This window comes from Treponema sp. OMZ 799, from assembly GCF_024181365.1.
Lineage (GTDB): Bacteria > Spirochaetota > Spirochaetia > Treponematales > Treponemataceae > Treponema_B.
In genome coordinates this window covers 579,920-606,815 of the sequence record NZ_CP051301.1, presented here as the reverse complement: position 1 = coordinate 606,815, position 26,896 = coordinate 579,920, and the positions used below count along the sequence as shown (strand labels likewise).

Annotated in this window: 31 protein-coding genes; 17 read left to right on the top strand and 14 right to left on the bottom strand. The window is 34.7% G+C overall.

What is annotated here, in order from left to right; genetic code table 11:
* Positions 1 to 130 precede the first annotated feature (130 nt).
* The 8 genes from E4O04_RS02760 to E4O04_RS02725 form a co-directional block, all read right to left on the bottom strand.
* Positions 131 to 919, bottom strand: a complete 789-nt coding sequence (locus E4O04_RS02760) for an alpha/beta fold hydrolase (RefSeq protein ID WP_253709798.1) — start codon at positions 917 to 919, stop codon at positions 131 to 133.
* Between the two features lie 156 nt (positions 920 to 1,075).
* Positions 1,076 to 1,375: a hypothetical protein gene (locus E4O04_RS02755; RefSeq protein WP_253709797.1), complete on the bottom strand. Its 300-nt coding sequence runs from the start codon at positions 1,373 to 1,375 to the stop codon at positions 1,076 to 1,078.
* Positions 1,376 to 1,423: 48 nt separating this feature from the next.
* Positions 1,424 to 2,113, bottom strand: a complete 690-nt coding sequence (locus E4O04_RS02750) for a DUF6966 domain-containing protein (RefSeq protein WP_371922275.1) — start codon at positions 2,111 to 2,113, stop codon at positions 1,424 to 1,426.
* 23 nt (positions 2,114 to 2,136) lie between these two features.
* A complete protein-coding gene (locus E4O04_RS02745) occupies positions 2,137 to 3,120 on the bottom strand; it encodes a hypothetical protein (RefSeq protein ID WP_371922274.1) in 984 nt (327 codons plus the stop codon).
* 58 nt (positions 3,121 to 3,178) lie between these two features.
* A complete protein-coding gene (locus tag E4O04_RS02740) occupies positions 3,179 to 3,634 on the bottom strand; it encodes a hypothetical protein (RefSeq protein ID WP_253709794.1) in 456 nt (151 codons plus the stop codon).
* Between the two features lie 180 nt (positions 3,635 to 3,814).
* Complete coding sequence (locus E4O04_RS02735) at positions 3,815 to 4,495, bottom strand: DUF6966 domain-containing protein (protein WP_253709793.1); 681 nt, start codon at positions 4,493 to 4,495, stop codon at positions 3,815 to 3,817.
* Positions 4,496 to 4,559: 64 nt separating this feature from the next.
* Positions 4,560 to 5,135, bottom strand: coding sequence for a hypothetical protein (locus tag E4O04_RS02730; protein WP_253709792.1), 576 nt, complete (start codon positions 5,133 to 5,135; stop codon positions 4,560 to 4,562).
* A gap of 10 nt (positions 5,136 to 5,145) precedes the next feature.
* A complete protein-coding gene (locus E4O04_RS02725) occupies positions 5,146 to 5,778 on the bottom strand; it encodes a hypothetical protein (protein ID WP_253709791.1) in 633 nt (210 codons plus the stop codon).
* 189 nt (positions 5,779 to 5,967) lie between these two features.
* Here E4O04_RS02725 and E4O04_RS02720 point away from each other — a divergent pair, with 189 nt between their 5' ends.
* The 12 genes from E4O04_RS02720 (at position 5,968) to E4O04_RS02665 (ending at position 17,705) form a co-directional block, all read left to right on the top strand.
* On the top strand, positions 5,968 to 6,756 hold the full coding sequence (locus E4O04_RS02720) for an Rpn family recombination-promoting nuclease/putative transposase (protein ID WP_253709790.1): 789 nt from the start codon (positions 5,968 to 5,970) through the stop codon (positions 6,754 to 6,756).
* A gap of 204 nt (positions 6,757 to 6,960) precedes the next feature.
* Positions 6,961 to 7,173, top strand: a complete 213-nt coding sequence (locus tag E4O04_RS02715) for a hypothetical protein (RefSeq protein WP_253709789.1) — start codon at positions 6,961 to 6,963, stop codon at positions 7,171 to 7,173.
* A gap of 182 nt (positions 7,174 to 7,355) precedes the next feature.
* A complete protein-coding gene (locus E4O04_RS02710) occupies positions 7,356 to 9,929 on the top strand; it encodes an autotransporter outer membrane beta-barrel domain-containing protein (protein ID WP_253709788.1) in 2,574 nt (857 codons plus the stop codon).
* Positions 9,930 to 10,134: 205 nt separating this feature from the next.
* A complete protein-coding gene (locus E4O04_RS02705; RefSeq protein WP_253709787.1) occupies positions 10,135 to 10,704 on the top strand; it encodes a hypothetical protein in 570 nt (189 codons plus the stop codon).
* Between the two features lie 36 nt (positions 10,705 to 10,740).
* Positions 10,741 to 11,289 (top strand): hypothetical protein, encoded by a 549-nt coding sequence (locus tag E4O04_RS02700; protein ID WP_253709786.1) that lies wholly within the window; start codon positions 10,741 to 10,743, stop codon positions 11,287 to 11,289.
* Entirely contained in the window at positions 11,289 to 11,909 is a 621-nt protein-coding gene (locus E4O04_RS02695) for a hypothetical protein (RefSeq protein ID WP_253685674.1), read from the top strand. Before E4O04_RS02700 ends, E4O04_RS02695 begins: the two co-directional genes overlap by 1 nt.
* 16 nt (positions 11,910 to 11,925) lie before the next feature.
* Complete coding sequence (locus E4O04_RS02690; protein WP_253685676.1) at positions 11,926 to 12,456, top strand: hypothetical protein; 531 nt, start codon at positions 11,926 to 11,928, stop codon at positions 12,454 to 12,456.
* A gap of 903 nt (positions 12,457 to 13,359) precedes the next feature.
* Positions 13,360 to 13,812, top strand: a complete 453-nt coding sequence (locus E4O04_RS02685; RefSeq protein WP_253685678.1) for a DUF2004 domain-containing protein — start codon at positions 13,360 to 13,362, stop codon at positions 13,810 to 13,812.
* 317 nt (positions 13,813 to 14,129) lie between these two features.
* A complete protein-coding gene (locus E4O04_RS02680; RefSeq protein WP_253709783.1) occupies positions 14,130 to 15,041 on the top strand; it encodes a DUF4261 domain-containing protein in 912 nt (303 codons plus the stop codon).
* A 37-nt stretch (positions 15,042 to 15,078) separates the two neighbouring features.
* Positions 15,079 to 15,429: a hypothetical protein gene (locus E4O04_RS02675; RefSeq protein ID WP_253709780.1), complete on the top strand. Its 351-nt coding sequence runs from the start codon at positions 15,079 to 15,081 to the stop codon at positions 15,427 to 15,429.
* 156 nt (positions 15,430 to 15,585) lie between these two features.
* Positions 15,586 to 16,860 carry an ATP-binding protein gene (locus E4O04_RS02670; protein WP_253685684.1) on the top strand — a complete coding sequence of 425 codons (1,275 nt, stop codon included), beginning with the start codon at positions 15,586 to 15,588 and terminating at the stop codon, positions 16,858 to 16,860.
* 188 nt (positions 16,861 to 17,048) lie between these two features.
* On the top strand, positions 17,049 to 17,705 hold the full coding sequence (locus tag E4O04_RS02665) for a hypothetical protein (protein ID WP_253709777.1): 657 nt from the start codon (positions 17,049 to 17,051) through the stop codon (positions 17,703 to 17,705).
* A gap of 72 nt (positions 17,706 to 17,777) precedes the next feature.
* On the opposite strand, the gene E4O04_RS02660 is transcribed toward E4O04_RS02665, so the two are convergent.
* From E4O04_RS02660 to E4O04_RS02635, 6 genes are all read right to left on the bottom strand, one after another.
* Positions 17,778 to 18,413 (bottom strand): hypothetical protein, encoded by a 636-nt coding sequence (locus tag E4O04_RS02660; RefSeq protein ID WP_253709775.1) that lies wholly within the window; start codon positions 18,411 to 18,413, stop codon positions 17,778 to 17,780.
* Complete coding sequence (locus E4O04_RS02655; protein ID WP_253709772.1) at positions 18,413 to 19,279, bottom strand: hypothetical protein; 867 nt, start codon at positions 19,277 to 19,279, stop codon at positions 18,413 to 18,415. The genes E4O04_RS02660 and E4O04_RS02655 overlap by 1 nt, the downstream gene beginning before the upstream one ends.
* On the bottom strand, positions 19,276 to 19,956 hold the full coding sequence (locus E4O04_RS02650; RefSeq protein WP_253709769.1) for a hypothetical protein: 681 nt from the start codon (positions 19,954 to 19,956) through the stop codon (positions 19,276 to 19,278). The genes E4O04_RS02655 and E4O04_RS02650 overlap by 4 nt, the downstream gene beginning before the upstream one ends.
* Positions 19,957 to 20,149: 193 nt before the next feature.
* On the bottom strand, positions 20,150 to 20,596 hold the full coding sequence (locus E4O04_RS02645) for a GNAT family N-acetyltransferase (RefSeq protein ID WP_253709766.1): 447 nt from the start codon (positions 20,594 to 20,596) through the stop codon (positions 20,150 to 20,152).
* A gap of 76 nt (positions 20,597 to 20,672) precedes the next feature.
* Positions 20,673 to 21,176, bottom strand: a complete 504-nt coding sequence (locus tag E4O04_RS02640) for a hypothetical protein (protein ID WP_253709763.1) — start codon at positions 21,174 to 21,176, stop codon at positions 20,673 to 20,675.
* A gap of 48 nt (positions 21,177 to 21,224) precedes the next feature.
* A complete protein-coding gene (locus E4O04_RS02635) occupies positions 21,225 to 21,563 on the bottom strand; it encodes a hypothetical protein (protein WP_253709760.1) in 339 nt (112 codons plus the stop codon).
* 186 nt (positions 21,564 to 21,749) lie between these two features.
* On the opposite strand from E4O04_RS02635, the gene E4O04_RS02630 reads away from it, so the two are divergent.
* The 5 genes from E4O04_RS02630 to E4O04_RS02610 all read left to right on the top strand — a co-directional run bounded on the left by E4O04_RS02630 (position 21,750) and on the right by E4O04_RS02610 (position 26,896).
* Positions 21,750 to 22,361, top strand: a complete 612-nt coding sequence (locus tag E4O04_RS02630) for a TetR/AcrR family transcriptional regulator (protein ID WP_253709757.1) — start codon at positions 21,750 to 21,752, stop codon at positions 22,359 to 22,361.
* Positions 22,362 to 22,474: 113 nt separating this feature from the next.
* Complete coding sequence (locus E4O04_RS02625; RefSeq protein WP_253709755.1) at positions 22,475 to 23,068, top strand: MptD family putative ECF transporter S component; 594 nt, start codon at positions 22,475 to 22,477, stop codon at positions 23,066 to 23,068.
* Positions 23,069 to 23,755 (top strand): energy-coupling factor transporter transmembrane component T, encoded by a 687-nt coding sequence (locus E4O04_RS02620; protein WP_253709752.1) that lies wholly within the window; start codon positions 23,069 to 23,071, stop codon positions 23,753 to 23,755. It abuts the gene before it with no gap.
* A 9-nt stretch (positions 23,756 to 23,764) separates the two neighbouring features.
* Entirely contained in the window at positions 23,765 to 25,180 is a 1,416-nt protein-coding gene (locus E4O04_RS02615) for an ABC transporter ATP-binding protein (protein WP_253709749.1), read from the top strand.
* Positions 25,181 to 25,183: 3 nt separating this feature from the next.
* Positions 25,184 to 26,896, top strand: coding sequence for an ABC transporter ATP-binding protein (locus E4O04_RS02610; protein ID WP_253709746.1), 1,713 nt, complete (start codon positions 25,184 to 25,186; stop codon positions 26,894 to 26,896).

Below are 26,896 nucleotides of genomic sequence, written 5' to 3'. Positions count from 1 at the left end.
CATTATATCACATTCCGCATATTTTGTTAGTGAGTAAAGCCTAAATATTCATTCTTATAATTACTGCCCTGATATAAAAATTGTGCTGCTTCGGCAAATCGGGATTTGTTAGACAGCTTTGTAGTTTAATTTAGTTTTTAAATTGAACATTAGTTTTCAAAAATGGATTAACCAGTTCCACCCACTCTAAAGGTAGATAAGCTGATAGATATCCATGATTATAACCTTTAGCTTCATAGATGGTACAATTAGGATGCATTTTTTGAAACAGTTTAGCAGATTCTTTAACACAGCTCATTTCTTTTTCACCATAAATATATAAAACCTGTGCTTTGCTTTCTGTAATAGCACATTTAAGTCTATACCCGCCCATATATGTTTGGTACATAGTCACTAATGTTTTAATGGTAATCCTTGGCATATCCTCCATATAATAGTTTTCTATTTCTTCCGGATAGGCCATATTGGGATACATTTTTTTCATTAAACTTAATTGAATTTTACAGGCCGATTTACTAAACATCAGTTTCCCAAATAGTTTTACAATAATTGTACTAATTCGCGCTAATTTTGGCTGAGGAATACAAATACTCCCATCTATTATCGCTTTCTGAGCTATATCACTATCTAATGATAATAACTCAATTGCAATTTGACCACCCAGAGAAACACCGCCTAAGGCAAACAATTTTCCATCACAATTATTTTTTATATAAGCCATGATTTGCTGTGCGGAATTTTCAGTTGAAATATAATTTTTTTGATATTCTTCTCCATGACCATCAAGTGTTGGTAAAATTACATGGAATTCGTCTGATAATATACGAGCTTGCCAAAAATAATTCCACCAGGAATTACCTCCACCGTGTATCAATAATATATGAGGAAAATTTTTATTGCCAAATTCATGAAATATCATATTTCAATACTCCTATAAATTCAAATTTTGTTTGCATATATTAATCAATATTATACCATATTACGGCTTCAATTGGTATTACCATTGTTCTTTCTCTTCAAAATTTATAATTTTTGAAATTTGTCTACTTTATGTTTAATTCATTATAACTGTCTTTTACCCCTTAAAAAATTCTCCGTATATCATAATAGATATTATGAATAAAAATATAAGGCTTAAAAAGAAAATAAACTTTTCCAAGCGTAAGTTGCCTACACTGTGCTTTACTTCGCTGCGGTTTAAAAACCGAGAAAGAAAATAATTTATAGTTGAAAGAATTATATGGCTTATCAATATCACAATTATTTGCACCTTACTGCTTTGCGGGCTGATAAAAGGCAATTTCGATATTAAAGACATTCCGCCTATATAAATTATCATAACATAAAGAAGTCCTAAACCTTGAATCGGTATCATATTTACACCTCACTATGCCCGTATCTATCAAACCATTCTTTTCTGACCTTAATACGGTTTAAAAATATTACCGTCCAATTTCCAATATCTAATTATCGTATCGCCGCCGCATTTTTTGCAGCAAAAATTTTTATATACCGAAAAACCGACTCCGCTTTGTTCTGCAAGCTTTATAATCCGCTCTCTTTCTTCAAGCAAGTTCGGAATATCCGGTACGAGGCAAGCGGAAATCAATTCTTCCGTTCTGTTTTGTAAAAAAGCTTCTTCTGCCATTTTGGGTAAAAGAAGTGAAGCCAAATAAGAATCCGTTTCTTTTTTGCGTATTTCCGAAAAGCCGCAAGACTTACATTGAATACTTGTTAAGATTTTAGGTGTACGGCTTTCCGCAAATATTTTTTGGATATTTATTTGTTTTCCTGCTTTTATCATATGTGCAATTCCGTAAGAAATCCATTTAAGACATTCCATCAACTCATTTGCCCATGGTTCAGCCTCGTCGTTTATGGTATGATTATTTACCTTGCAAATCCAAATATCATTTATGCTGCCCATTCCTCCATAAGCCATAAGATGATGTTGAACACTGCCTGTGCTTAGGTATTCTTCAATATCGGTTTCAATCCATTTTTTCCAAGCGCAGGATGTTTCGGTAAATAATTGTTTTAAGGCTTGCAATGCACAAATATAATATCTGTCATTTTCTTTCTTATAATCTTTTTTATCCTGTAACTTTGACATTGTTCTTTTTACTGACGCTCCTTTTAAACTTTCCACTTATTTATTATTTCGGTAAAATCGGCAATCATTAAATTGAAATCATAACCGGGTATTTTCTTTTTTTGTTTTTCTGCAATGGTTTTAAGAGCAACTAAAAAATACTCTGCCAGTTTTTCTTTTTGCTGTTGATGTGTTAATTGACCGAATTCTTTTTCAAAATGTATGTCTGCATTTATCTTGCCTGTGTCTGTTTTAAACGGGCCGTATTGAAATCGAGGACGCAAGTAATATCCGTTTTCGGAAATTTCTTTTTTTGTGTATAATTTTTGTAATTCTTTCGCCGCTTCTTGATTTGATAATTTGCGGCCGGTTTCATCGATAATATAATTTGTTTTACAATGAGCATTATCATAATAACTGAAAGAACAATTCAAGAAAATACAATTCACGGCTTTTCCGTATTTTTCCGGGCGCATCTTTTTGTTCAATTCGTCCTGAAGTTTTTCCTCAATACTTTCGATAACCGGTTTTGAATTTTCATAACAGTTGGATATCGTACGCACAATCCAAATAGGATTTTTGGGAATCCAATTGCGTTGACTTTCAATTTTTATGTCTTCTATCTTTTCGGTTACGGGGTAATCCCAATACACAGGTTGTTTCTTGTCTTCGCAGTCGGGACCGGGATAATAGGAAGTTCTGCTCTGCTCCATAGTAAAGCCGGCCTTTCTTTTTGACCATACAGCCTCGACAAAACGCAGTTCTCCGAATCTGTTGCAAAAAAAGGTGCGGGGATTACCGTTAAAAAATATTCCTCTGAACGCTTCCACAGGTTCGTGATTTCCCCAGCCGATTACCGCAAGACATTCACAAAGACGCACCGCCTTGTTCCACTCGGATACGCTTTTATAATCCGCATATTTTAAAAACTCTGCAAAAAGTTTTTCGCGCAGTTTTTCAATAGAGGTTTGAGAATTTAAAAAAGCTTCCAATTCCGATAAATCGCTAATTGCATAAATTTCGTTCATATCCGGTTTTCTCTCTTTCATATATTCTATTTTTCAGTTCAGCCTATTCATTTATCATTTATCCGTTTATACTGTCATTTTTGATATTATATTTTTCATCCACTGTCATAAAGGCTAAATGCCCCAAAAGATAATCAGGTTTTGCATCAAGATCGAAAGAGCAAGTTACACCGGCCGAATCAAGTTCAAAATTAAGATATAAAATAAACAGAGCTGCTCTAAAATCGGCAAGGGTAATATGGCTATCAGCTTCAAATTCTTTATTGTCTATCATTTCGTTTATAGTATCTACAAAATAGCTATTCTCTTTTAAAAATGCATCCAATATTTTTTCTCTATTTGCGTTAAGCCATTCCAACCTTGATAAAATAGGAGAGAGGATATCAGGCGGTTCATCTTTGACTTCAATTACTGTTTGCACTTCATTGCCCCAAATTTTACAGCAGCCTTCATAACAGCCGTGATGCTCATTAAAAATAAATATTTTATCGTTAATTATTATTTTGTTCTCCATCCTGTTTATCCTTATTCTTAGTTTTTTGAATTACATATCTATCCTGTGTTCCTATACTCAAACACCATGCATCATTTAAATCTTCGCTTTGTAAGTACCACGCTTTTGTATAAGCCAAAGTTCTTCCAAAGACGAGATGCCCATTTGTTTAACAGCAATCCCAATTTCACTCATATTACCTTAAGACGGTTTAAAAATATTACCGTCTAATTTCCAATATTTAATTCTTGTATCGCCGCCGCATTTTTTGCAGCAAGAATTTTTAGATGCCGAAAAACCGATTCCGCTTTGTTCCGCAAGTTTTATAATCCGCTCTCTTTCTTCAACCAAGTTCGGAATATCCGGTATGAGGCAAGCGGAAATCAATTCTTCCGTTTTGTTTTGTAAAACAGCCTCTTTTACCATTTTAGGTAAAAGAAGTGAAGCCAAATACGAATTCGTTTCTCTTTTGTGTATTTGTGAAAAACCGCAAGACTCACACTGAATGCCGGTTAAGATTTTCCGTGACCGGCTTTCTGCGAATATTTTTTCAATGTTGATTTTTTTTCCTGCTTTTATTATATTTGCAATTCCGTAAGAAAGGCATTTAAGATATTCCATCAACTCATTTGCCCATGGTTCAGCCTCGTCGTTTATAGTATGACTATTTACCTTGCAAATCCAAATATCATTTATACTGCCCATTCCTCCGTAAGCCCCAAGATGATGCTCAACGCTGCCTGTGCTTAAGTATTCTTCAATATCGGTTTCAATCCATTTTTGCCAACTACAGGACGTTTCGGTAAACAATTGTTTTAAAGCTTGCAATGCATAAATATAGTATCTATCATTTTCTCTTAGAAAATCCGAAAATTGTTTCATTGTTATCCTCCTTATATTTAATCCTTACTTAAAGATATCGCAACTGGTTTACGAATCTTTTTTATTACCAAACACTAGTAAAATCTGAAAATTGAGATACATTTTTAAGAAACAAATCCTCATAGTGAACTTTAGTATTTTTGATACGTATAAATCCAAAACCTGTATCATCATGGGGATAAGCAATAAATCCTAATTCATCAAAAACAAAAAAACAATGTCCGTCAATTCCTTCATCCATCATCATTAATAAAGAGAACATAGATATAATATCATAATCCGTAGTTAGAAATTTTTTGAATCCTAAAGATAAACAATTATCATTATCATAAATAGAAGCACTCATTATTTTTATATATCCAAAATCAATCAGATATTTTTCTATGTATTTTATGTAATTGTTTATATTGTTGTTATTTAGATTATATTCTTTTACTTTAAAAATATTAGAAACTATAATTATATTATTTGTATATTTTCTAAAAAAATGCATAAAATATCCGACTATTTTATTCGTGCGGAAAATAGTAAAAGGCTTATTTCTTTTGCAATATCCTTTCCAACCTTCACTGTCGGTATAAGAATTCAAATTTACCCATTCTTGAATATTAAATTTTGGGTTATCCATTATCGTGTTCATCTATCTACTTTTATCCCACCAGTTTTTGATAATACTTCTCTAATTGTTTTATATTCCGTGCTCTTTTTAAAGAATCGGCATCATTTTTATCCGTATAGATCAGCCATTTATTATATAAGTTATATAAAATTTTCTGTCCGGTTTCGGTTAAATCGAGATTTGTATATAAGAGTTTTATAATTCGGCCTTCTCTGTCTACAGGATTTTCCTTTATCAGCTTTTTTTCATAGGCAAAATTAAGAAATGTAAGATTTTCTTCATATAGTTTATAAATGGTTTCGGGATAGCCTCTATAACTTTGAAATAAAAATCCTATATCAATGACAATTTCTTTTAGAAAATATAATTCATGATAGACATAATGTATGATTTTTTCAAGGTTCTCCTTATCTTCAAGATTTGTAACTTCAATAAATTGATAATACTTCCAATTAAATAAATTTACCGGTTTAAAACAAGGCAGTATATTCTCCGTTTTTTCAAAAGTCGGTGCATAAAGGACATAAAATTTTTCCTGATACAGCACTCCAATTCGTTTCCCTGACACAAGTACAATATACTCTTCAAAAATGGCTTCCAGTGAAAAATTATTTATTCCTTTGCATTGTTTTTCCATATATTGAGCAAATTTTTTAGTGGTCATTTATTCCCTCTCTCCTAATCCGAACATAAGTAATATCCGGTTTTACTTTATCAAAAGTATACATGATTTTACGGTATTTTTCTATCCATCAAAATTCCTTTGCGCTCTTTGTATCTTTGCGGTTAAATAAAAAAAACCGCTCTTACAAAATTGAGGTAATTGTGGTATAATGTATGTGGAGGTTAAAAAGTGCGTAAAAGTTTTGACGATTTAACCATAGCAGACGATTTTATGTTCTGCAAGGTCATGCAAGATGAAGCCATTTGCAAACAATTCCTCGAAATGGTTTTAGCCGACAAGATAGGGAAGATAGCCTATTTATCATCTCAAAATGCAATAGCCGCAGGCTTGGAAGCAAAATCCATATGCTTAGACATTTTGGTTAAAGACGAAAACGGCAAAACCTATGATATTGAGATGCAGGTTGCAAACGAGCATAATATCCCGAAACGAATGAGATATTATCAGGCCGCCCTTGATATTTCATTTTTAGACAAAGGCCTTCACTACAAAGCATTAAACGACAGCTACATTATTTTCGTGTGTTTGTTTGACGCGATAGGAAAAGGCAAACCCCTTTACACGTTTGAAAACGTCTGCCTTGAAGACCGCCAAACATTCTTACAAGACGGGGCAAAAAAGGTTATAATCAATGCACAAGCATTCAGCAAAGCCGAAGACATAGAACTAAAAGGCTTTTTGGAATACCTGGAAACAGGTACGGCAAACACCGAATACACAGGGAGGATAGAAACAATGATAGAGGCAGTAAAACATAACGAACAGGCACGCAGGGAATACCGCTTTATGTCCGGATTTGAAATGGACGCTCGGGAAGAGGGACGCAGTGAAGGCTTTTCCGATGGAGCATACCAAACAAAACTTGAAACGGCTAAGGCTTTTAAAAGACTTGGCTTTGACATTGCCAAAATAGCCGAAGGAACAGGGCTTTCCGTTGAAGAAATAAAAGCTCTATAAAAATCAGCCTTTTTAAAAATAGGCGGAGTAGATTCAAAAAAACCGCGAAACCCGCAAGGAACGCCAAGGGTAAATTTAAAGAATCTGTTATCAAAACCTCATCAAAATTCCTTTGCGCTCTTTGTATCTTTGCGGTTAAATTAAAAAAAATCCCCTCAAAAGATTGAAATATACGGAAAAACATGCTATACTGTATATTAATGTATGGATAAACACACTGATAGCAGTTACAATCATCCTCACAAAAAAAATGCAAAAAGTTTTGCAAAAGTACTTGACATAAAACGGCGTATCGGGCAGAATTCACAGCTTCACAGCTTCACAGCTTCACAGCTTCACAGCTTCACAGCTTCACAGCTTCACAGCTTCACAGCTTCACAGCTTCACAGCTTCACAGCTTCACAGCTTCACAGCTGAGGCCTTATTATGCCCAAATAAAACAATCACCCACAACCAAATTTTCTCACATAAAAAAGTATGTTCTACAGATTGGAACAATTCATCAAAAACAAAATCTTATACGGGGTTTTCAAAGGGGGGTACCCTTTGGCAGCGCGGGAGAGAGGAGTTCCTCCCTCCCCCTAATAAGGAGTTAACTTATGAAAAAACTTTTAAAGATTTTGACAATGGTCGCGGCAGTGGTGACAACTGCCATATTATTTACAACTTGTAAACAATTTCGGGATGACCCTGAAGAATTTTTAAGTTATTGGTCTGCGGAAGTTGTCCCTAGAGGCTTTGACATTGATAAGCCCCATCCAACTAATGCGGATGGAGTGCTGTGCGTACCGTCGGCCAGGCCTGTAACGATTACAATTAAACTGCATAACCCGAAAAAATTTACCTTAATTACGCCTACGTCAACGTCCTCAGCAGCAGATGTGCAGAAGATTATCAGCTTTCCCGGGCTTTCAACGCCGCCGGCATACAACACGGACTATACTTTGGAGCAGACACCTGACAAAACGGCATTGAAGCTCACGTACAATTCAGTCTTTTTAAAAAACCATGAGTGGGGTACCGGCGGCATAGGCCCCGAAATTACCCTTATTTCGACGGACGGCAGAAAATTCAATAAAAAGTTCAGTCTGAATATTGAAGCGAACACGCCGCCGCCTGAAATCGGTGATATAACGATAGCAAAAGATGGGGCACATTATGTTTTGTGCTTTACAGTGCAAGATACGGATATGGGGACAACCATAGCAGGCGGAAACCTGCACAAAGATTTAGGCCTTGTCATTACTAAAGAGGGCGGAGAAACAAAGAAAATACCGCTTCCCATAGGAAGTTCCGGATTTGCTGTAGTCCCGGATGACGGACTTTTGCCGTCAGCTTCGCAAATTATTGACCCTGTTCCTTCAGAAACCTGGAAGGTTTGTTTTAAAACCGATACAGGCCTTACGGAAAGCACACTCCCCCAAAAATACACAGTACGGCTGACCGACACAAAAGGCCTTTCTTCGACGCCAAAAGAAGCGCATACTTTAGGTTATATCCCTGATATAAGCGGTGCTGATACAGCATGGAAAAATCTAAAAACAGCCGTCGAGAATTCAGAGGCGGGCGGCATTATAACCGTCATGGGTGAAGTTAAAGCAACAAACGATGAGGGCAACAACGGCACTATCAATGTAACAAAAAAGATTATATTAAAAGGAACTGGTATAGATACCAAACTCAATGCAAACAGTAACAATACGTCACTACAGCATAACATCTTTACCGTCAAAGACGGCGGAGAACTCACGCTCGAAAATCTGACGCTTACAAATAGTAAAGGCAATGCCGGAACATTCGGCGGTGCCATCCTCGTTACCTCCGGCAGCAACACGGCGGAACTTACGGACTGTGTTATCGAAGACTGCACCGCTGACAACGGCGGGGCTATAGGATGCAGCAAGAACAGCACCGTAAAGCTTACAAACACAACCATTAAAAAATGCACAGCACACAAGGATGACGACGTCGGCTCAGGCGGCGCAATCTTTGCAACCGGATCCTCCGTCGAACTGACAAACTGCACCATTACGGGAAACAAGGCTGAAAAGGACGGTGGCGGTATTTATGCACAAAAAGATGGAACAACTCCGTCCACCGTAACAATTTTAGGCGGCTTTATCGGCAAGAAGGATGACGGAGATCACGGAAACACAACGACCGGACTCTACGGCATAGGCGGCGCAATCTATGTCGGCGAAGACTGCACCTTGACGCTTAACGAGTACACAGACGGCAGCGGTACCGCGCAGGGCGTGCAGCTTATCGGCAACTCGGCAACATTAGGCGGCGGCGTGTATGCCGGCGAAAAAGCAACCGCCAACATAACAAACTGCACCCTTATGAATAACGGGGCAGGTAGAAACGGCGGCGGTGTGTATGGATCGGAGTCTCAAATTACCATAAAAAGCTGCACCCTTATGAGTAACGAGGCAGAGTTAGGCGGCGGCATATATACCTATAAAGGACGTCTCACTATGACAAGCTGCACCCTTATCGGCAACAGGGGATACACATCAGGCGGCGGCATGACTATCAACAACGGAATCGCCGACATAAAAAACTGCTCCCTGAGAGGCAACACGGCATTTTTCGGAGGCGGTGCAATTGAAGTAAGAAAAGACGACACTAGCTCCAAAGTAACAATTTCAGGCGGTATCATCGGCGGCGATGGTACAAACGCAAACACGGCGACCAATAGCGGTTATAGCCTTGGCGGCGGCATCTATGTCAGCGAAAACTGCACCTTGACACTTAACAATTACACACCAGAGGGCAGCGGTACAGCGCAGGGCGTGCAGCTTATCGGCAACACGGCAGTAACAGCAGGCGGCGGTGTGTACGTTAGTAACCACGGAACGCTTAAGATGAAAGGCTCCGCATGCGTTACCCCCTCAACAGGAGAAGATGTAAACAAGCCGGGCAAAAACGACGTGTATTTGGAAGACGACACCAAGATAACCGTTGACGGAGAGCTCTCCCCCGCAGGCGGCACGGCTGCCCGTATTACGGTAGCGGACGGCCAATACGACCCGAGTACGCAAGTGCTTGACGGCGATATAACAAAGGGTACAGCACCTAATCAAAACTACAGAAAGTTTACCGTAACGCCTAATAGCGGTCAAATGTGGTATGTTGACAGAAACGGGAAGCTAACAACAACGTCGCCTTAACGGACAACACTGAAACAGAGGGTAATGGGTAATTACCCATTACCTTGACCAAGGGCGGGGTGGTTCAGCTTGTAAGAAGCCGCCTCTATACCGTCTCTATACGGATAGAAAATCCCGATTAAAAATGATATAATATAAACAATATTTAATTGGTGAAGGGCTTTTACATGGCAAAAGAAACAAATACTTTAAAAAAAGGTATAAAATGGCACGATATGAAATAGGTGCAATTTACGAAATAGAGGCAGGTGAAAAATCCTATTATGCCCGTCTATTAAATTGCGATGTATACGGAATATTTGAGCCCATCACCGGCGAATTATCTGAAAAAGTATTTGAAAACACTCCGTACCGGCTGTATATTTCTACCGGCAGTTATGCGGTAAAAAGAGGCTTTTGGGAAAAACTTTTTCCCTCGCCCGATAAAACGGATATTGAGCGCTGGGCCTGCCCTGAGCATTTGGTTGTGTTCACACCTTGGGATATTGAGGGAGCTCTCAGCCGCCTCAATTCATTTGACCGATACGGGCATACGGAAATCCTTGATAAAAAAACGTATATTGAATGTCTTAAACAGGGCTTTATTTCAATCATTCAACCCATGTACGAAAAAATCCCGCAGTTCCTAAACAATTATTATGATGATTGGCCCGAAAGTGAAATTTACAGCGACGTTTTAATCGGAGGCGGAACCGAGGAACACAGGCAAAAACAAATCAGCAATTTAAAGAAGATGGGTTTTGATGTTTCAAAATATCAATCTAAGAAAAAATAGAAGATCAGGTAAACTTATGTTAACAAGGAGAATAAAATGCTTACACTGAAAGAACTAATCAAAAATCAAAAAGATTTTACGGAAGACTTCTTTGCGGAAGTATCGGATAAACTATGGGAAATCGGAGGAGTAGAAGAAATTAAAAATCAAACCGATGAGGATTTATTTCTTTTTCATATTGCCGTTAACATCATAGGAAATTGGAAGGGCGACGGTTGGTGGGAATTTATCTGCAATTACCCGCAGCTTATCCGTTATGTACCGGACACATTGGCGGCATTAAAATTATCCGATATGAAAACCGCCTTTGAAAACGTTATAAAATGTTTTCCTGAAAATACGATCTTTGAAGATTCGGCTGTCTATGTCGATACGGTCAATTTTCTTCAAAATGTCAGATTCAAAATACGCGATGCATATTTAAACTCTATTCCCTCAGATAGAAGAAAAGAAATGTCCGAGGCTTTGCATAAAAGTATTGACGACCTTGAATCATTGACGGATAAACGCTGGGGATATGAGGCAATAAACGGCGGCTGGTCGGATGTGATTGATTTTATTAAAGAAAGAAAGGAACACATGTAATGAACTATATCGGAGAATTAACAACAGACGGTTATGGAATGGCGATTATTCCTACCGATTTACTTTCGGAATATTTAACTTTAAAAAAATGCAAGGCGAAAAAGCTTTTAAGCTACCTACAGAAGAATTTCGATCTTTTTCAGGAACTTGTAGAAAAGGCTAAACTGATTCCTTTTTACCGTATCAATGCTTTTGAATATCATATATTCGCTTCAATAAATGAAGAAACTGTCATCCCCGAAGGATTTAAAGAAGTGTGCAGATTTGAAAAACTTTATTTGGAAGTTGGAGAATTAAATAAAATTTGCTTTTCATGCTTCGATGATTTGAACTATGATTTTGAAAATATTAAAAAGCATATTATTGAGCGCACGGAATATATTAAAACCGGCCCTGAGGAAATTATTGAGCCTTATAATTATCGTTTATGTTTTGATATACCCACAGGCAGGTATGAGTTTGATCTTATAGGCTTGGAAAAAATAGAGAAGACTGAGAGGGAAAGTAAAAACTACGGCTATGCTTTTGTGTTCAGAAAGAACGAGGAAGCTGTGAATGAGAACATGGCTAAGTGCAACAATGAAGATGATATTTATAAATTTAATGTACCGAGAGAATAAGTTATAAGGAGAATTTATGAACAAAATAATAAGTGAGAGAATCGCTAAATTGGGTGGCAAATGTGCCTTCGAAACTGGGAACTTGCTGAGCAATATGAGAAGCATTAGCTTCACTAAAAGTTTTCTTATGAAAGATTTTAGCGATTACTTAGAAGATGATTTACTCCATAGAATAAAGGAGGAGGGAATAATACCGGAAGAGGAAATTCCATACCCAAGAATACAATACAAAACCGAGATTTTTACTCCTTTCACAAAGGGGACTGCCAGTTACGATGAATACTCCACTTTTATTGATAAAGATTATGTAAGTTCTGTCATTCCTTGCAGTGAATTAGAGTTTTTAATCATAGGTGACTCCAACTCCTATCCCAATTATTACTTTATATGTTTAAGCGATAATGATTTTAGCAATCCAAAGGTATATACCACGGATCATGAGGTATATTTTAGAGAGATTGAAGAGTTTGGACGTTTTTCTGACTTTCTGGATTTATTTCTCTTGGACGAGGAGTATAAAGAAGAAATGAAGAGGCTGATAGAATAGCAATTTATGGTAATAATTATGTGAAGAAGATTATGTGTAAGTATTGTGATGATATAGATAAAGCTTTTATTAATGCAAAGGCAGATCCGCATAAGAGTTTTATGCCTCTATATGAATTTCTCTTGAAAAACTCGAAGAAGAGTATTTAGAAGTTTATGCAGGCGACTGCAAGTTTCGCGAAATCTTAAAGATAATAGGCGAGGAACGGCATTATACAGTCTGTTTTTACTTGCAATGTATAGAGTGCAAAGTGTTCTATTTCTTTGGTAATTGCATTAGGGGTGTTCCTATTTATAAAAAAATGGAGAAAATATCGGAAAAAGAACTTACTAATATGCTTTGGGGAGATGAAGGCACATACTTTAAGAATGCGCATTCGGAGTGATAGTGATTATAGAAAATTTACTTAGTTTTGGGAAGAATATTTCGCATCACTTTGTATTGTCATTTGGGGATTTGTTTGCGTTTGGAAAGGTATTAAGGTTTCAGCGAAAGAGAAAGAAATGCAAGTATTCTTGAACGATAAGAGCAATACTATACTAGTTTTCTAAGAAAAAATTATAAGAAAGGCGAAGTACCAATAAGCATATATTATCAAAAGAATAATCCTGATCGCTTTGTAATAAAGGAAATGTCGGAGCTAAAATATCTAAAAAGAGAAAAATGGATTGTGCCTACTATTGAAATTTTTCTTATTTTAGTAGGTATAGGAATTATGTATCATCGTTTAATAATGGTTATGTGATATAAATCCTATCTTATTAAGTTAATTTTACTAACAACCAATAAATTAAGGAGAATTTATGAACAAAATAATAACTGATGGAATTACGAGAAGAAAACACTAACTATTGACATTTATTTGTCGATATGTTTTACTAACTAATACATGGAGGAAAGAACATGAAAGAAATTCAACATAAGTATTTCGGTATTTTAAACCTTGAAACCGATGACGATGTATCGGTAATTTGGGAGAAAGAAATTAATGGAATTCAAGTTTGGCTGTGGTATAGTAATAGCGGAGAAGTGCCGGATGTTTTGCTGGATAGCTATGCACAATTTCTTGTAGATTTAGACGAGAAAATCAAGGAAGGCCGCCGTGCTATTATCGAATACTTAAACAATGACAGGCACTATATTGACTTTCATATCGAAGAGTTGGACTTAGATGACTTACCAAGCGATACAACTGATTTTGCAAATCAAATGAGCATAACGAATCTGGGTTTGTGGATAAATAATACTCCGCACATCACAATGGATTTTATGATTAATCCGGATTTAAGCGACGAGATACTATGCGTGAAGTTCGGCAAAGATGCGAAAATAATCGACATTGCATGGGAAAGCTGAGGATAGGGAAAATAATTATCCAAAACACAAATTATGAGTAAAAAATGTCTTTATATTGCTGAAACATCAATTCCGCTTAGCCTATGTGATGATAATGCAATTATTTCTTATCAAGAACATAAAATAGAAATTGTGGAGATGATTTTATGTCCCAAAGTGATTATTTTCAAAACGCTATGGAATATATCCTAAAAAACTTAAGAGAGTAATATAGATTTTGTGTTTCAAAAAAAACCGCCTTTGTTTTCTGTATAAAAATTTAATGATATGATGAGTTAGCGAAATCAACAAAATTAGATTTTTTTGGAGGTAAAGGTATGACATCAAGTTATGAAAGAAAAAAATTAAACGAAAACGATAAAACTCTTAAACAAGACATGAGTCAAATTGCCGACCTTCCCGGTATGGTTTTTGTGATTCATTTACTTATGGAAGAAAAATGTAAAGCGCCTGAAAAAAAGCTTATGCATAAAATTATGGCCAAGCATTTAGGCGAAACGGATTGCTTTTGCTATGACAGTAATATGGCAGGCTTTGCTCCAAAAAAATATTCCGTGTACTTTGAAAAAGAAAAACTGAATGCTCATCCTCAGCTTATCATTATGAACTGTTCTGAAATTGAAAAACCGATTATGGATGATATTGCCGCAAAGCAATTATGGAATTGTCCGAACGGCGAAGAAATTCTGAAGACATGTAAATATCAAGTATTGGCAACGGATATGTTGGCTGCCGGTTTAGGTTATAAAGAAAGAGCGGAAATGCTGGTGCATTATGTTGAAGCATTAGTAAACATTTATCCGTCCTGCAAGGCAGTCGTTTTTGAAACATCTAAAAAAATGCTGACCAGGGAAGAGATTCTGAACTGCAATTTACCCAAAGAAACACGCTTTATTCATTATGCGGTAAATATTCGTTTTTTTAATATTCAAGGAACAAATGACATGCTGATTGACTCGCTCGGCATGAGTACACTCTTTTTACCGGATATTCAATATCATTTTCACGGCTTAAATCCGAATGATATTGTAAACCATGCATATAATGTTTTATCCTACATTTACGATAATGATAATCCGATAGCAGACGGGAATACAATCGCAGGTCTTACAGGCGGCAAAGTGAATCCCGATATAAAATGGGAGGTTCAATATGAAGATTCTCTTATACAGCCGATAAGAGAAGTTATAGATATTAATACAGGCGAATACGCTTCCGGAAATCGGTAGTGAGGAAATTAAGTATTACGAAGAGAGGAGAATTAAAATGTGCAAAGAGTGTGATGATATAGATACAGCTTTTAAAAATGCTCAAGGAACCCCGCATAAAAGTTTTATGCCAGTCTATGAACTTCTGTTAAGCAAGATTGAAAATGAACAGCTGACAATTTATGCAGGAGACTGTAAGTTTAAAGATATGCTTAATATCATAGATGAGGAGCTTCATTTTACAGTCTGCTTTTATTTGCAATGTCCGGCCTGCGGAATATTTTATTTTTTTGGAGTTTGCATTAGAGGAGCTCCGGTTTATAAAAAATTGGAAAACATAACGAAAAAAGAGATAGAAAATATTATTTGGGGGAAGGAAGGAACATTTTTTAAAACAGATTATTGTTGAGGCATGATATAAGTTTACCCGAATGAGATGCAATGCAACTGCTAAAACGATGAAAAATTTTTAGCTAAATAGCAGAAAAAAATATAGCCAAAAGCAGGAAATAATTATTGCCAAAACGCCGAAAAAATGACATAATATATGTAGAGGTAAAGCTTAATGAAAAAATATAGAGCCCGCATAGTAGACGGTATGTTAAAAGACAAACTTGAAGCAAAAGGAGCTGTTGTTATTGAAGGCCCTAAGTGGTGTGGAAAAACAACAACCGCAATGCAAGTTGCAGGTAGTGTATTAAGAATGGATGAACCCAGCAAAAGGGAAACAAATATTCAAATGTCTGAAATAGATCCCGGAAGATTGCTAAAAGGTGACACCCCAAGACTTATTGATGAATGGCAGATAGCACCAAAACTATGGGATGCAACAAGATATGAGATTGATACAAGAGGCGAAGAAGGTCAATTTATACTTACAGGTTCGGCAGTACCAATAGAATCAAGAGAAATAACTCATTCGGGAACAGGCCGCTTTACATGGTTAATGATGAGGCCTATGTCTTTATATGAATCAGAAGATTCAACAGGAGCAGTAAGCCTACACAAACTTTTTAACAATACTGATAGCATAAAAGGAATAAATGATTTAGATATAGACCGCTTGGCTTTTTTAATTTGCAGAGGCGGGTGGCCCCATGCCATTGGAATGAAGGAAAAAGCAGCATTACTACAAGCTGAAGATTACTATGAAGCAGTTATCAAATCAGATATTAATAGAGCAGATGGTGTGAGCAAGAATTCGGAAAGAGTAAAAAGACTGATGAGGTCTTTTGCAAGAAATCAAGGAACACAAATTGCCAACACTATGCTGAAGAATGATATGATTTCAAATGATACAGAATCTTTGAATGAAGATACCATTGCATCCTATATTAATGCACTAAAAAACATTTTCGTAGTCGAAGATATGCCTGCATGGAATCCTAATCTAAGATCAAAAACATCAATCAGAACTTCTGATACGAGATACTATGTAGACCCATCAATAGCATCCGCTTCTCTTGGAATTGGACCAAAAGATTTGACTAATGATTTAAACACAATGGGGCTGTTATTTGAAACACTGTGTGTAAGAGACCTTCGAGTATATGCAGAAAGTATTGGAGGTAATGTTTTACATTATAGGGATAAATCAGGTTTGGAATGTGATACGGTAATTCATCTCAAAAATGGAAGATATGGTTTAGCAGAAATTAAACTGGGAGGACAAAAATTGATTGAAGATGCAGCAAAAAATTTAAAATCATTATCAAATAAAATTGATACATCAAAAATGCCTGCACCATCCTTTTTGATGATCATTATTGGAATAGGTGAGTTTGCATATAAGCGGGAGGATGGTATTTTTATAGTGCCTATAGGATGCTTGAAAAATTAATAACAGGATATGAGTCAGATTCCACAAAAAAATTAGAATCAATAAAAATTCTTGAACTGATCAAATTGGAAAGATTCAATCATCTGTTGACTATGAATTAGAGATAAAAAATTTTAATGATTTTTCAAATATCTAATTTATAACGTTAATAGTTTCAGTTGAATAGACCATCATTATTGTGGTATGATATGGCATCAAAAGAACTGCTTGTTCCAAAACCTAAAAGGAAAAAATTGATGAATATAAAACGCATAAACAGATACGATGACAAAAGATTTTCAAAGACCGTATTGTTTCAGCATGGTGCTTATGAGATTGACGGCGAACCGTACGAAGTTGAGATTATAGATTCGGAATGTGCAGTTATTCGAGGAAAAGACTCCGGAAAATATTTATCCTTAGCTCAAGAATTTTGTTTTCATGCTCCCCACATTTCGCGGTTTGTAAACTCTTATAGAACAACAATCTTGGAGCTTCCTCAACAGGAACAATTTGACCTTGAGTTGAATTTAGTTCAACCTTCACAGTTTTATGTGAGCAGTCAAAAACTTCAGGCGGTAAACTCTTTTATTAAAAAAGCGGAAGATATTGTCATTCCTGTAATTCGGATAAAAGATCGTTATGTTTCACTGGATGGACATACCCGCTTATATCTGGCATATAAACAAAAATGGGAAAAAGTTCGTGCCGTAATCACCGAAACGGATGAGTGGATTTGGCGATTTGTTAGAGAGGCAGAAAAAAGAGGTGTTTACCGCCCGTCGGATTTAAAGTTGATATCTCAAGAAGAATATGAAATATGTTGGAATGCTTTCTGCGACAAAATATTCAGTATAAAATCATAAATTACAATTTACAAAGATAGATTAGTAGCTGAACGGGAGAATATTAAAATCAAAACAACAACTTTCATAATCTTATTTTCCGCAGTCTCCTTTTCCAAAATTACCTTCAACATTTTTGTAGAATATTCTGCATTTTTCTTTTGTAAATGCTTGGATAATACCGTCTGAAGCCCACAAAAGAGGGTGCTGAAAATTCTTTTCCTCAAATTCAATATCGCTGCGATAAAATGTGTTCGGTTTTAGTTTTTTCTCATCTTCAACGATCATTCGATACGGCCATGGATGATGATGTCCAAAGCTTCTTTTGCAAACACTGCAATTCCCATTATCCAATACGCCATAAGAAACCTTGCCCTCATATTCTATGCGTACCGATTTTGACCGCTCAACATCAAAGTGCATAGTATACATAAACTTGCAAATATAGTATCCGCGCGATTTTTCAAACGGAATAAATTCAATTCCTTTCATATTGTATGTATGATATATATCATAAAACCGCTGGCTTGCAATGGATACACCGTCCAAAGTATCAAAGAAAAACTTCTTTTTCCGTATTTTAGCTATCTTTGCCGCTTGTAAAATTGCTTCATCACGGTTTAATACCATCTTACACGCTTCGCAATAATCTATTTTTATTTTATCGTCCATCCCTAAATACAGATTCTGTTCATCACTGTCTCCATATATGCTGCAATAGTTTATCATTAATTTTCTCTCCAAAAGCCGTACGTCCATTTTTCGTAATTGAGCGGATATATTTCATGTACTTGATTTAGCAAAAGCTGTATTTTTTCTTTTCGTTTATCTTTTGCAGTTTCGGTTTTTAAGCTATCTATTCTTTCAATTAATCTTTGTGCTTCTCCCTTTAATTTATGCCACTTACTCCAGTCATTATCCGACATCTTTTCAGTCTTTTCTTTTAAGACATCTAAGTGCAAAAATTTTTCTGCCAGTTTATTAAAATCTTCAGGTTCTCCGAGCTTTGCCGATTCAAAATAAATATCGTTGGGAAAATTCGTTTCCAAAAATAATTTAAATTTTTCACTTACATATATTTCCTGATTTTTTAATGAATGTGTTATAAAAATATCTTTTGTTGAGAGTGTTAATTTTGCTAATTTTTCTTGTGCATCTTTTTCATCATAATATGAGTATCCGTCTTTTTCAGGAATTAAAGCATATAAGTTTCCCAATCCTTGTGAGAAAACTTCATTGTGTTTTTTGTTTGTAATGTATTCTTCAGCATCCATATCTCCCGATAGATATATCTCAGATTCATCTTTTGACAAATCCCAGTCCTGCCAGTCTAATTTGACAATTTTATTTTTGTATACTTTTACAAAATTGAAATATAAAAAGTTTTTCTCTATCAGTTTTTTTACATATTCTTTTACTATGATGACAGGGCTTTCTCTGTCGTATTGGCTTCTATATATTTCAGGACAAAAAGGAGCTGTCCGCAAAATCCGGTGTTCCTGTTTCTTTTTGTCGAAGTAGTAGATTCCCTGCCATAATATTTCTCCGTAATTACCCCACGGCATTTCTTTATTTTTTAATATATAAATCATCATCCTTTCTCCATCCGACTTTTTCCTTCTGCTGCCCTTTTATCGAAATCATCCATTAGTTTTTGATAATACTTTTCTAATTGTTTTATATTTCGCGCCCGTTTTAAAGAATCGGTATCGTTTTTATCCGTATAGGCAAGCCACTTATCATATAGTTCCCTTAAAACTTTGCGTCCTTCTTCCGTTAAATCGAGATTCTTATATAAGAGTCTTATTATTCTGCCCTCTCTGTCGAAAGGATTTTCTTTTATTAAGTTTTTTTCATAAGCAAAATTAAGAAATGTAAGATGTTCCTCGTATAACTTATATATCGTTTCAGGATAGCCTCTATAACTTTGAAATAAAAATGCGATATCAAGTACAACTTCTTTAAGAAAATATAATTCATGGTAGATGTAATTTATTATTTTTTCGAGTTTATCTTTGTCTTCAAGATTATCAATTTCAATAAATTGATAATAGCTCCAGTCAAATAAATTTATCGTTTTAAACCCCGGTAATACATTTTCAGGTTTTTTAAAAGTCGGAGCATAAAGAACATAAAACTTTTCCTGATAAAGAACACCGACTCTCTTTCCCGATACTAGTACAATATACTCTCCAAAAAGAGATTCCAATGAAAAGTTGTTTATCCCTTTGCATTGCTTCTCCATGTACTTAGCAAATTTTTTTGTTGTCATTTATTACCTCCTATAAACTAATCAATCGAGCATACTTTGAAACTCCCCTTAAATAGTTTTAATTCTGGTGCAAGCAATTTATATTTCTCCGTAATAACCCGATGGCATTTTTTTATTTTGTAATATATAAATCATTGTTTTCCTCTTTACAACTATTTGTAACTATATGTCTGCTGTATCAAATAAAACACTCTTATAAATTTCTTTTTAAATAAACCATATCTACTAATTGAATGCCGTTTTCATAAATCGGATGGTTATAATGATCTATGAAAAAATTTTTTACAGTATGAGAGCGGATGAATCCGCATTTTTCATAGAAGGGAATGGTCATGGGGCTTTCCCCTGTTCCGGCTTGCAATACTGAATATTTTCCTTTGTATTTCCTTATGATAAAATCAATTAAAGCTTTTCCGTATCCTTTGCCTTGACAATCCGGCAAAACGGCAATGTTTTTGATTTCAAGAACTTTATCACCGGCATCAATAACAACGCATTCCGCCTTAATTCCGTTATCTTCCAAAATATACATTGTCCCATCCTCTATATATTTGTCTATCATGTCTTCTTGTTCATCTGCCAGTAATAAAAGTGATAAAAACTGTTTCTTATTTTCTGCAATTTCTTTTATTTCTATCAATGTGAACACTCCTCAAATTAATTATATTTTCATTATTCTGCAATCAACGCTGAAAAATAATTATCTGCCATTATGCCTATTCATAAATGCACCACGCATTTTGTAAATTGCGTTTGAGTTCTTGTTTTATCCAGCCTGTTTTTTCGTTTTCCAATAGGCTTTTTATTTTTTCCGTATAGCGGTAAAATTTCAATTTGTTCAGTTCTGAAACGGCAAAACCATACAGCTCATTATCTTCCAAAAGAATTTCCAATACATTCACAATAGACGGTATATCCGAAAAATAATGCAATAACATTACAAAACTCTCCCTGCCCTTGCGGTACTTCTTCGTTTGAACTATCGTTAAAATTTCTTGTAAAAGCAAATCGCTTCTCTTATCTTTTTTCATCTTAGCAATTTCCGGCCGTATTTTTGCTCCAATCATCCATATTTCCGTTTCAAAAACCATTCTCTCCGGCATATCTTTAAACAAAGTTTTTTCTTTATAATTATTTTTTTCAAAAAGCTTTTCACAATAATTTAAAATATAGCCTTTTTTATTAAAGGCGGTAACAATATCAAATGTGTTTGATGCCATAGTCTTTTTCTCCTTGGTTTTTAAATTACGTTTTCATTTTTCTGTGCATTATTTTTGTAAAACTTGATTCTCTTTTTCCATAAAATATGTGAATGCGTATCCTTCAATTTCACCGTATTTATTTATCAAATTCCCTTTTTCGTCATAGATTTTGTATGATACCTGTTTACCTCCCAAAGCAGCAGCTCCATCTAATCCTAGAAGTAATGTGTAATAACTATCTGTCATAATAGAATTTACAAGTTCATATAAATCATTTTTACTGATTCCGGCTTGCATTAGATTCCTTATTTTTCCTGCAACTGCTGTAGAATCTTGATTGAAATATTCATTCAAAATAGTTTCTTTTTCTTTATAACAAAGTTTTACAAATTCTTCTCCATTCATTTTTCAACTCCTAAAAATTTTTAGTCATCTAATTTATTCAAAATTAATTATACCACATTTTTCCATATTTTGTTAGTCAGCCAAACGGATATTTCTAGAAAATCATCTACGATACCGATTGACACTATGGATTAATTGTGTTAATATTTTGGTAAACACTGTTATCTAAAATTGAGGTGAATATTAGTGAGAAATAAAGAAAACACAATTACAAAAATATTACAAAGTGCAATGAATGAGTTTACAGAACACGGCTTTGAACAAGCTTCGGTGCGTACTATTGCTAAAAATGCCGGTGTTACATCAGGTGCAATATATAAACATTTTAAATCGAAAGAAGACATTTTTAAAGCTATCGTATGTCCGGTATTAGATCATCTTAATAAAAGGAATATAGAATTAACAAATCAGGCTATCGAAGAAATCAAATCAAATGGTTTAGAATGTTTTGAGAAAAAATCCGACAAAAGTAATAAAGAATTGTTAGGATTTATTTATAAAAATGCTTCTGTCTTTAATCTGCTGTTTAATTGCTCGCAAGGTACGGAGTTTGAGTCAATTCGTCATGATTTAGTGAATCTTGAAGTACAAGGAGCAAAAAAACTGATCGCAGTTCTTAAAGAAAAAAATATTGCAGTAAATGATTTAAAAGATGATGAACTTCATATACTCTATACTATGGCATTTACGCCTTTATTTGAGATAATCACACACCAATACTCTTATAAAAAAGCTTTAAACCTTATTGATATGATGGATGCCGCAATGAATTTCGGATGGAGGAGGATTATAAAATGAAAACAGAAAAAACTAATTACATAAAATTATTAAAATTGAACTACTCTTGATTTTACGTACTTTGAGCAAGTAAACAAATAAAAAAATATTTACTAAATTATGGAGGCATTCAAATGAATGAAACAAAATTAAAAACAAAAGACTTGGTAAACATTGGAATCTTTTCGGTAATTTACATGGTGCTATCAATTATAGTGATGGCTACTGCAATTTTATCGCCAATACTTTGGTTATTGTGGCCGGCAATAACAGGAGTAATATGTAATTTCATTTATATGTTATTAGTATCAAAAGTGCCAAAACCGGGGACAGCATTTCTTTTGATAGCGATTACAGGCATTATATATTTTGTTACAGGTGAATGCACTTGGGTTATCGTTGTAAGTTGCGTTGTTTCCGGGATTTTAGCAGAATTTGTAAGAAAAATATTGGGATATAAGAATCCTAAAAGCGAAATTATATCTTCCGGTATCATTTGTATCGGACTTATCGGTTCTCCTTTGCCAATGTGGCTATTCCAAGAATCTTATATGAAATCAATTATTGAAATGGGAATGGATCCGGAATATGTTAGTAAATTGCAAACATTAATTTCAATTCCAACATTGATTGGCGTAATAGTCACTGCATTTGTGGGCGGCGTAGTAGGAGCTTTTATCGGGAAATCTATTTTCAAAAAATATTTTGAGAAAGCCGGGATTATATAAATGGATGGAATCGTAAAAGGTATTATAAAATTGAACCCGTTAACCGAAATTATCCTTTTAATTTCGGTTAGCATCATTAGTTTTACAAATGAAGGCATAAAAATGGATACTCTTATTCTTGTGATAATTGCTATGATATCGTCATGTACAGGTTTGATAAGAACATCAATAAAAGCTTTATCCATATTTGCAATATTACAGGGTATAAAATATTTTGTTTTTCCAATTTTACCGAATACTATTTCAGCACATTTTGGGTTATTGGTTATTCATGCACCAAAGTTGATCCCTATTTTTTTGGTTGGTCAAATTCTTATAAAAACGAATTCGATACGAAGTATTATATATGCTTTGAAAAAAATACATTTATCGGATAGTTTAATCATACCTTTGGCAATAAGTATCAGATATTTTCCTTCTTTAAGAGAAGAACGCATGTTAATCTCAGATGCGATAAAAATTCGAGGTGTAACCGGATTAAAAAAAATAAAGGTAGCGGTAATCCCGCTGCTTGTTACAGCTTCCAATACAGCAGATGAATTAGCTCAAGCAATTACAGTAAGAGGTATAGAAAATCCTGCAAGAAAGACATTTGTAGACGATACAAGATTTCATATTTGGGATGGGATAATGCTTGCATTATGTATTATAATGTTTTTTAACGCAAGGTTCCAATTATTTTTGTAAAGGTGACCCATGATTAGCATAAACGAAGTTTCATATTCTTATCATAGAAGTGAAGATGAACAATTAAAAAGAATTTCTATGAAAATTACCAAAGGAGAGATTATCCTGTTGTGTGGAAAAAGCGGTAGCGGAAAAACAACCATAACTAAATTGGTGAACGGGTTAATTCCTCATTTTTTAGAGGGCAATTTATCCGGAACTACTTATATAAACGGAAAAGATACAAGTCAAATGAAGATTTATGAAATCTCAGAACAGGTCGGATCGGTTTTTCAAAATCCCAAAACACAGTTTTTTAATTTAGACTCAAATAGTGAATTAGCTTTTGGCTTAGAAAACATGGGAGAAGATCCAAGTGAAATAAAGAAAAAAGTTTCTAAAGCTGTTTCTGATTTAGGAATTGAACAATTAGTGAATAGAAATGTCTTTAAAATGTCAGGGGGAGAAAAACAACTATTGGCTATTGCATCCATATATGCTACGAGTCCTCAAATTTATGTATTTGATGAACCTTCTGCCAATATTGATGAATGTGGCATTAAAAAAATCAGAGAAGCTCTTATCAAACTCAAAGCACAAGGAAAAACAATCATTATATCCGAGCATAGATTGTATTATTTGATGGATTTATTAGATAGAGCTATTTATTTACAAGATGGAGAAATAAAATATATTTTTGAGGGTTCGGAATTTACTTCGTTAAGTGATGAATTGAGAAGAAAAATGGGACTTAGAACTTTTGTGGAAATAGAAAATGATGATTTTGTTTCCCCTGTTGAGTATTCCGATATGGATGATTTTACAGTTTCAAATTTAAAATATAGTTATTCAAAACAAAACATTTTAAAGAACATAAATATATCAGCCAATAAAGGAGACATTATTGCAGTTACAGGAGAAAATGGACAAGGCAAAACTACTTTGATGAAAATCTTATGTGGACTGTTAAAGGAAAAAGAAGGCTTAGTAAAATATAAAGGCAAACCTTTTAAACATAAATCAAGAAGAAAACTTTGCTATATGGTTATGCAAGATGTAATACATCAACTATTTTCTGAAAGCGTAATCGAGGAGTTTGCGCTGTCAGATTCAAAAATAACAAAAGAAGAAGCGGAAGAAATTCTCATAAAACTTGAACTAATCAATTATAAGAATACGCATCCATTGTGTTTATCCGGGGGACAAATGCAGAGATTGGCTGTGGCTGTTGGAATATTGATGAGCAGAGAAATCATTATTTTAGACGAACCGACCAGCGGGCTTGACTATTTAAATATGCTCAAAATAAGCGAAGTTATCAATAAGTTTTCAAAAGATAAAATCATATTTGTTGTGACACATGATAAGGAACTAATTGATAATGTTTGCAACAAATTATTAAAAATTTCTGATGGGAAAGTAAGTGAATTTTATGAAAGAAGGTAAAAAATGGAGATGTTAAAGGAATATAAAGGTAAGGTGTCAGCATCTATAATAATTGCAATCATAGGAGTCGGTTTTGGTGTGTTGCCTTACTTTTCTGTTGCTGCTATTATCAATAATCTTGTTGAAAAAAATACTGATGCAGGAAATTATCTGTTATGTATTTTAGTTATACTTTTTGGATTCTTAAGCAGTATATTATTTCATCAAATGTCTACCATAATTTCACATAATCTCGCTTATCGAATTATTGAAGATAAAAGAAAATTATTAGCAGACAAATTGAGTAGAATTTCTATGGGAGAGGTTGAGAAAAAAAGCAGCGGTCAGTGGTCACAGTTTATGGTAGAAACCCTTGATAAAATGGAAAAACCGATTGCTCATGTCATTCCGGAGGTCATTGCCAACATCATTATTCCCGTCGTACTGGTCGTCATCATTTTTGTTCTTGATTGGAGAATAGGAATTGCTAATTTGCTCACTATTCCGTTGGGTTTCTTGTTTTCTATGCTAATGATGAGAGGTTATGAAAAGAAGTCCAAAAGGTATCAGGAAGCATCGAAAGCTATGAATACTACAATGGTTGAGTATGTTAACGGGATAAAGGTGATTAAAGCATTCAATAAATCAGCTTCATCCTTTGGAAAATTTAAGGAAACGGTTAGTGAAAACAAAAATGCAATGCTTGATTGGTATTTGAGTGTATGCTTTTCGATGACTGCAACCATGGAAATTATTCCGGCAACTATGATTTTTGTTTTGCCGACTTCATTATATTTCTTTATGAAAGGAAACATAGAAATTGGAACTCTTGTTATGTGCATACTGATATCTTATGCTTCCTATAAACCTTTAATCAAAGCGATGAGTCATATAGAAACAGTGGCAAATATAAAAATTGTATTGGAAGAAATAAAGAAAGTGACGGATCTTCCAGATTTAAAACGAGGAGAAGAAGTAAAAAGTGTAGAGTCTTATGATGTGGAATTCAAAAATGTAGTTTTTACCTATGATGAATCAAAAAATGTATTAAATAGTATTTCATTTAAAGCAAACGAAAATGAACTCACTGCAATAGTCGGAAATTCAGGCAGCGGTAAGTCTACTATCGCCAAACTGATTGCCGGATTTTGGAATGTTGGAGATGGAGAAATTTTAATCGGAAAAAATAATTTGAATGAAATGCCATTAAAACAGAATATGGAGCTTGTCACTTATGTATCTCAGGAGAATTTTCTTTTTAATAAAACAATCTTGGAAAATCTTAAAATGGCCAAGGAAGATGCAAGCATGGATGAAATTCAGAAAGCATGTGAAAAAGCAAGTTGTCATGATTTTATAATGAATCTCCCAAGTGGTTATGAAACAGTTGTTGGAGAAGGAGGAGCGAATCTTTCAGGTGGAGAAAAGCAACGGGTTGCTATTGCGAGGAGTTTCCTTAAAAACAGTCCGATTGTATTACTTGATGAGGCAACTGCATATTCCGATCCTGATAATGAGGCAATTATTCAAGAGTCTATCAACAATCTTATTAAAGATAAGACAGTAATTATGATTGCCCATAGATTATCTACAATAGTAAACGCTAATAAAATTATTGTTGTAGATAATGGTCGGGTGATAGAACAGGGCTCTCATAAAGAATTGCTTGGATTAAAAGGGAAATACAAAGAGATGTGGGATGTATATACTGAATCTAAGGGAATTGAGGTGATTTAA

What these genes read in the sequence shown, in the direction of transcription:
- E4O04_RS02760 (WP_253709798.1), bottom strand. Translation starts at nt 919, where the DNA reads ATGATATTTCATGAATTTGGCAATAAAAATTTTCCTCATATATTATTG.
- E4O04_RS02755 (WP_253709797.1), bottom strand. Translation starts at nt 1,375, where the DNA reads ATGATACCGATTCAAGGTTTAGGACTTCTTTATGTTATGATAATTTAT.
- E4O04_RS02750 (WP_371922275.1), bottom strand. Translation starts at nt 2,113, where the DNA reads ATGTCAAAGTTACAGGATAAAAAAGATTATAAGAAAGAAAATGACAGA.
- E4O04_RS02745 (WP_371922274.1), bottom strand. Translation starts at nt 3,120, where the DNA reads ATGAACGAAATTTATGCAATTAGCGATTTATCGGAATTGGAAGCTTTT.
- E4O04_RS02740 (WP_253709794.1), bottom strand. Translation starts at nt 3,634, where the DNA reads ATGGAGAACAAAATAATAATTAACGATAAAATATTTATTTTTAATGAG.
- E4O04_RS02735 (WP_253709793.1), bottom strand. Translation starts at nt 4,495, where the DNA reads ATGAAACAATTTTCGGATTTTCTAAGAGAAAATGATAGATACTATATT.
- E4O04_RS02730 (WP_253709792.1), bottom strand. Translation starts at nt 5,135, where the DNA reads ATGAACACGATAATGGATAACCCAAAATTTAATATTCAAGAATGGGTA.
- E4O04_RS02725 (WP_253709791.1), bottom strand. Translation starts at nt 5,778, where the DNA reads ATGACCACTAAAAAATTTGCTCAATATATGGAAAAACAATGCAAAGGA.
- E4O04_RS02715 (WP_253709789.1), top strand. Translation starts at nt 6,961, where the DNA reads ATGGATAAACACACTGATAGCAGTTACAATCATCCTCACAAAAAAAAT.
- E4O04_RS02710 (WP_253709788.1), top strand. Translation starts at nt 7,356, where the DNA reads ATGAAAAAACTTTTAAAGATTTTGACAATGGTCGCGGCAGTGGTGACA.
- E4O04_RS02705 (WP_253709787.1), top strand. Translation starts at nt 10,135, where the DNA reads ATGGCACGATATGAAATAGGTGCAATTTACGAAATAGAGGCAGGTGAA.
- E4O04_RS02700 (WP_253709786.1), top strand. Translation starts at nt 10,741, where the DNA reads ATGCTTACACTGAAAGAACTAATCAAAAATCAAAAAGATTTTACGGAA.
- E4O04_RS02695 (WP_253685674.1), top strand. Translation starts at nt 11,289, where the DNA reads ATGAACTATATCGGAGAATTAACAACAGACGGTTATGGAATGGCGATT.
- E4O04_RS02690 (WP_253685676.1), top strand. Translation starts at nt 11,926, where the DNA reads ATGAACAAAATAATAAGTGAGAGAATCGCTAAATTGGGTGGCAAATGT.
- E4O04_RS02685 (WP_253685678.1), top strand. Translation starts at nt 13,360, where the DNA reads ATGAAAGAAATTCAACATAAGTATTTCGGTATTTTAAACCTTGAAACC.
- E4O04_RS02680 (WP_253709783.1), top strand. Translation starts at nt 14,130, where the DNA reads ATGACATCAAGTTATGAAAGAAAAAAATTAAACGAAAACGATAAAACT.
- E4O04_RS02675 (WP_253709780.1), top strand. Translation starts at nt 15,079, where the DNA reads ATGTGCAAAGAGTGTGATGATATAGATACAGCTTTTAAAAATGCTCAA.
- E4O04_RS02670 (WP_253685684.1), top strand. Translation starts at nt 15,586, where the DNA reads ATGAAAAAATATAGAGCCCGCATAGTAGACGGTATGTTAAAAGACAAA.
- E4O04_RS02665 (WP_253709777.1), top strand. Translation starts at nt 17,049, where the DNA reads ATGGCATCAAAAGAACTGCTTGTTCCAAAACCTAAAAGGAAAAAATTG.
- E4O04_RS02660 (WP_253709775.1), bottom strand. Translation starts at nt 18,413, where the DNA reads ATGATAAACTATTGCAGCATATATGGAGACAGTGATGAACAGAATCTG.
- E4O04_RS02655 (WP_253709772.1), bottom strand. Translation starts at nt 19,279, where the DNA reads ATGATGATTTATATATTAAAAAATAAAGAAATGCCGTGGGGTAATTAC.
- E4O04_RS02650 (WP_253709769.1), bottom strand. Translation starts at nt 19,956, where the DNA reads ATGACAACAAAAAAATTTGCTAAGTACATGGAGAAGCAATGCAAAGGG.
- E4O04_RS02640 (WP_253709763.1), bottom strand. Translation starts at nt 21,176, where the DNA reads ATGGCATCAAACACATTTGATATTGTTACCGCCTTTAATAAAAAAGGC.
- E4O04_RS02635 (WP_253709760.1), bottom strand. Translation starts at nt 21,563, where the DNA reads ATGAATGGAGAAGAATTTGTAAAACTTTGTTATAAAGAAAAAGAAACT.
- E4O04_RS02625 (WP_253709755.1), top strand. Translation starts at nt 22,475, where the DNA reads ATGAATGAAACAAAATTAAAAACAAAAGACTTGGTAAACATTGGAATC.
- E4O04_RS02620 (WP_253709752.1), top strand. Translation starts at nt 23,069, where the DNA reads ATGGATGGAATCGTAAAAGGTATTATAAAATTGAACCCGTTAACCGAA.
- E4O04_RS02615 (WP_253709749.1), top strand. Translation starts at nt 23,765, where the DNA reads ATGATTAGCATAAACGAAGTTTCATATTCTTATCATAGAAGTGAAGAT.
- E4O04_RS02610 (WP_253709746.1), top strand. Translation starts at nt 25,184, where the DNA reads ATGGAGATGTTAAAGGAATATAAAGGTAAGGTGTCAGCATCTATAATA.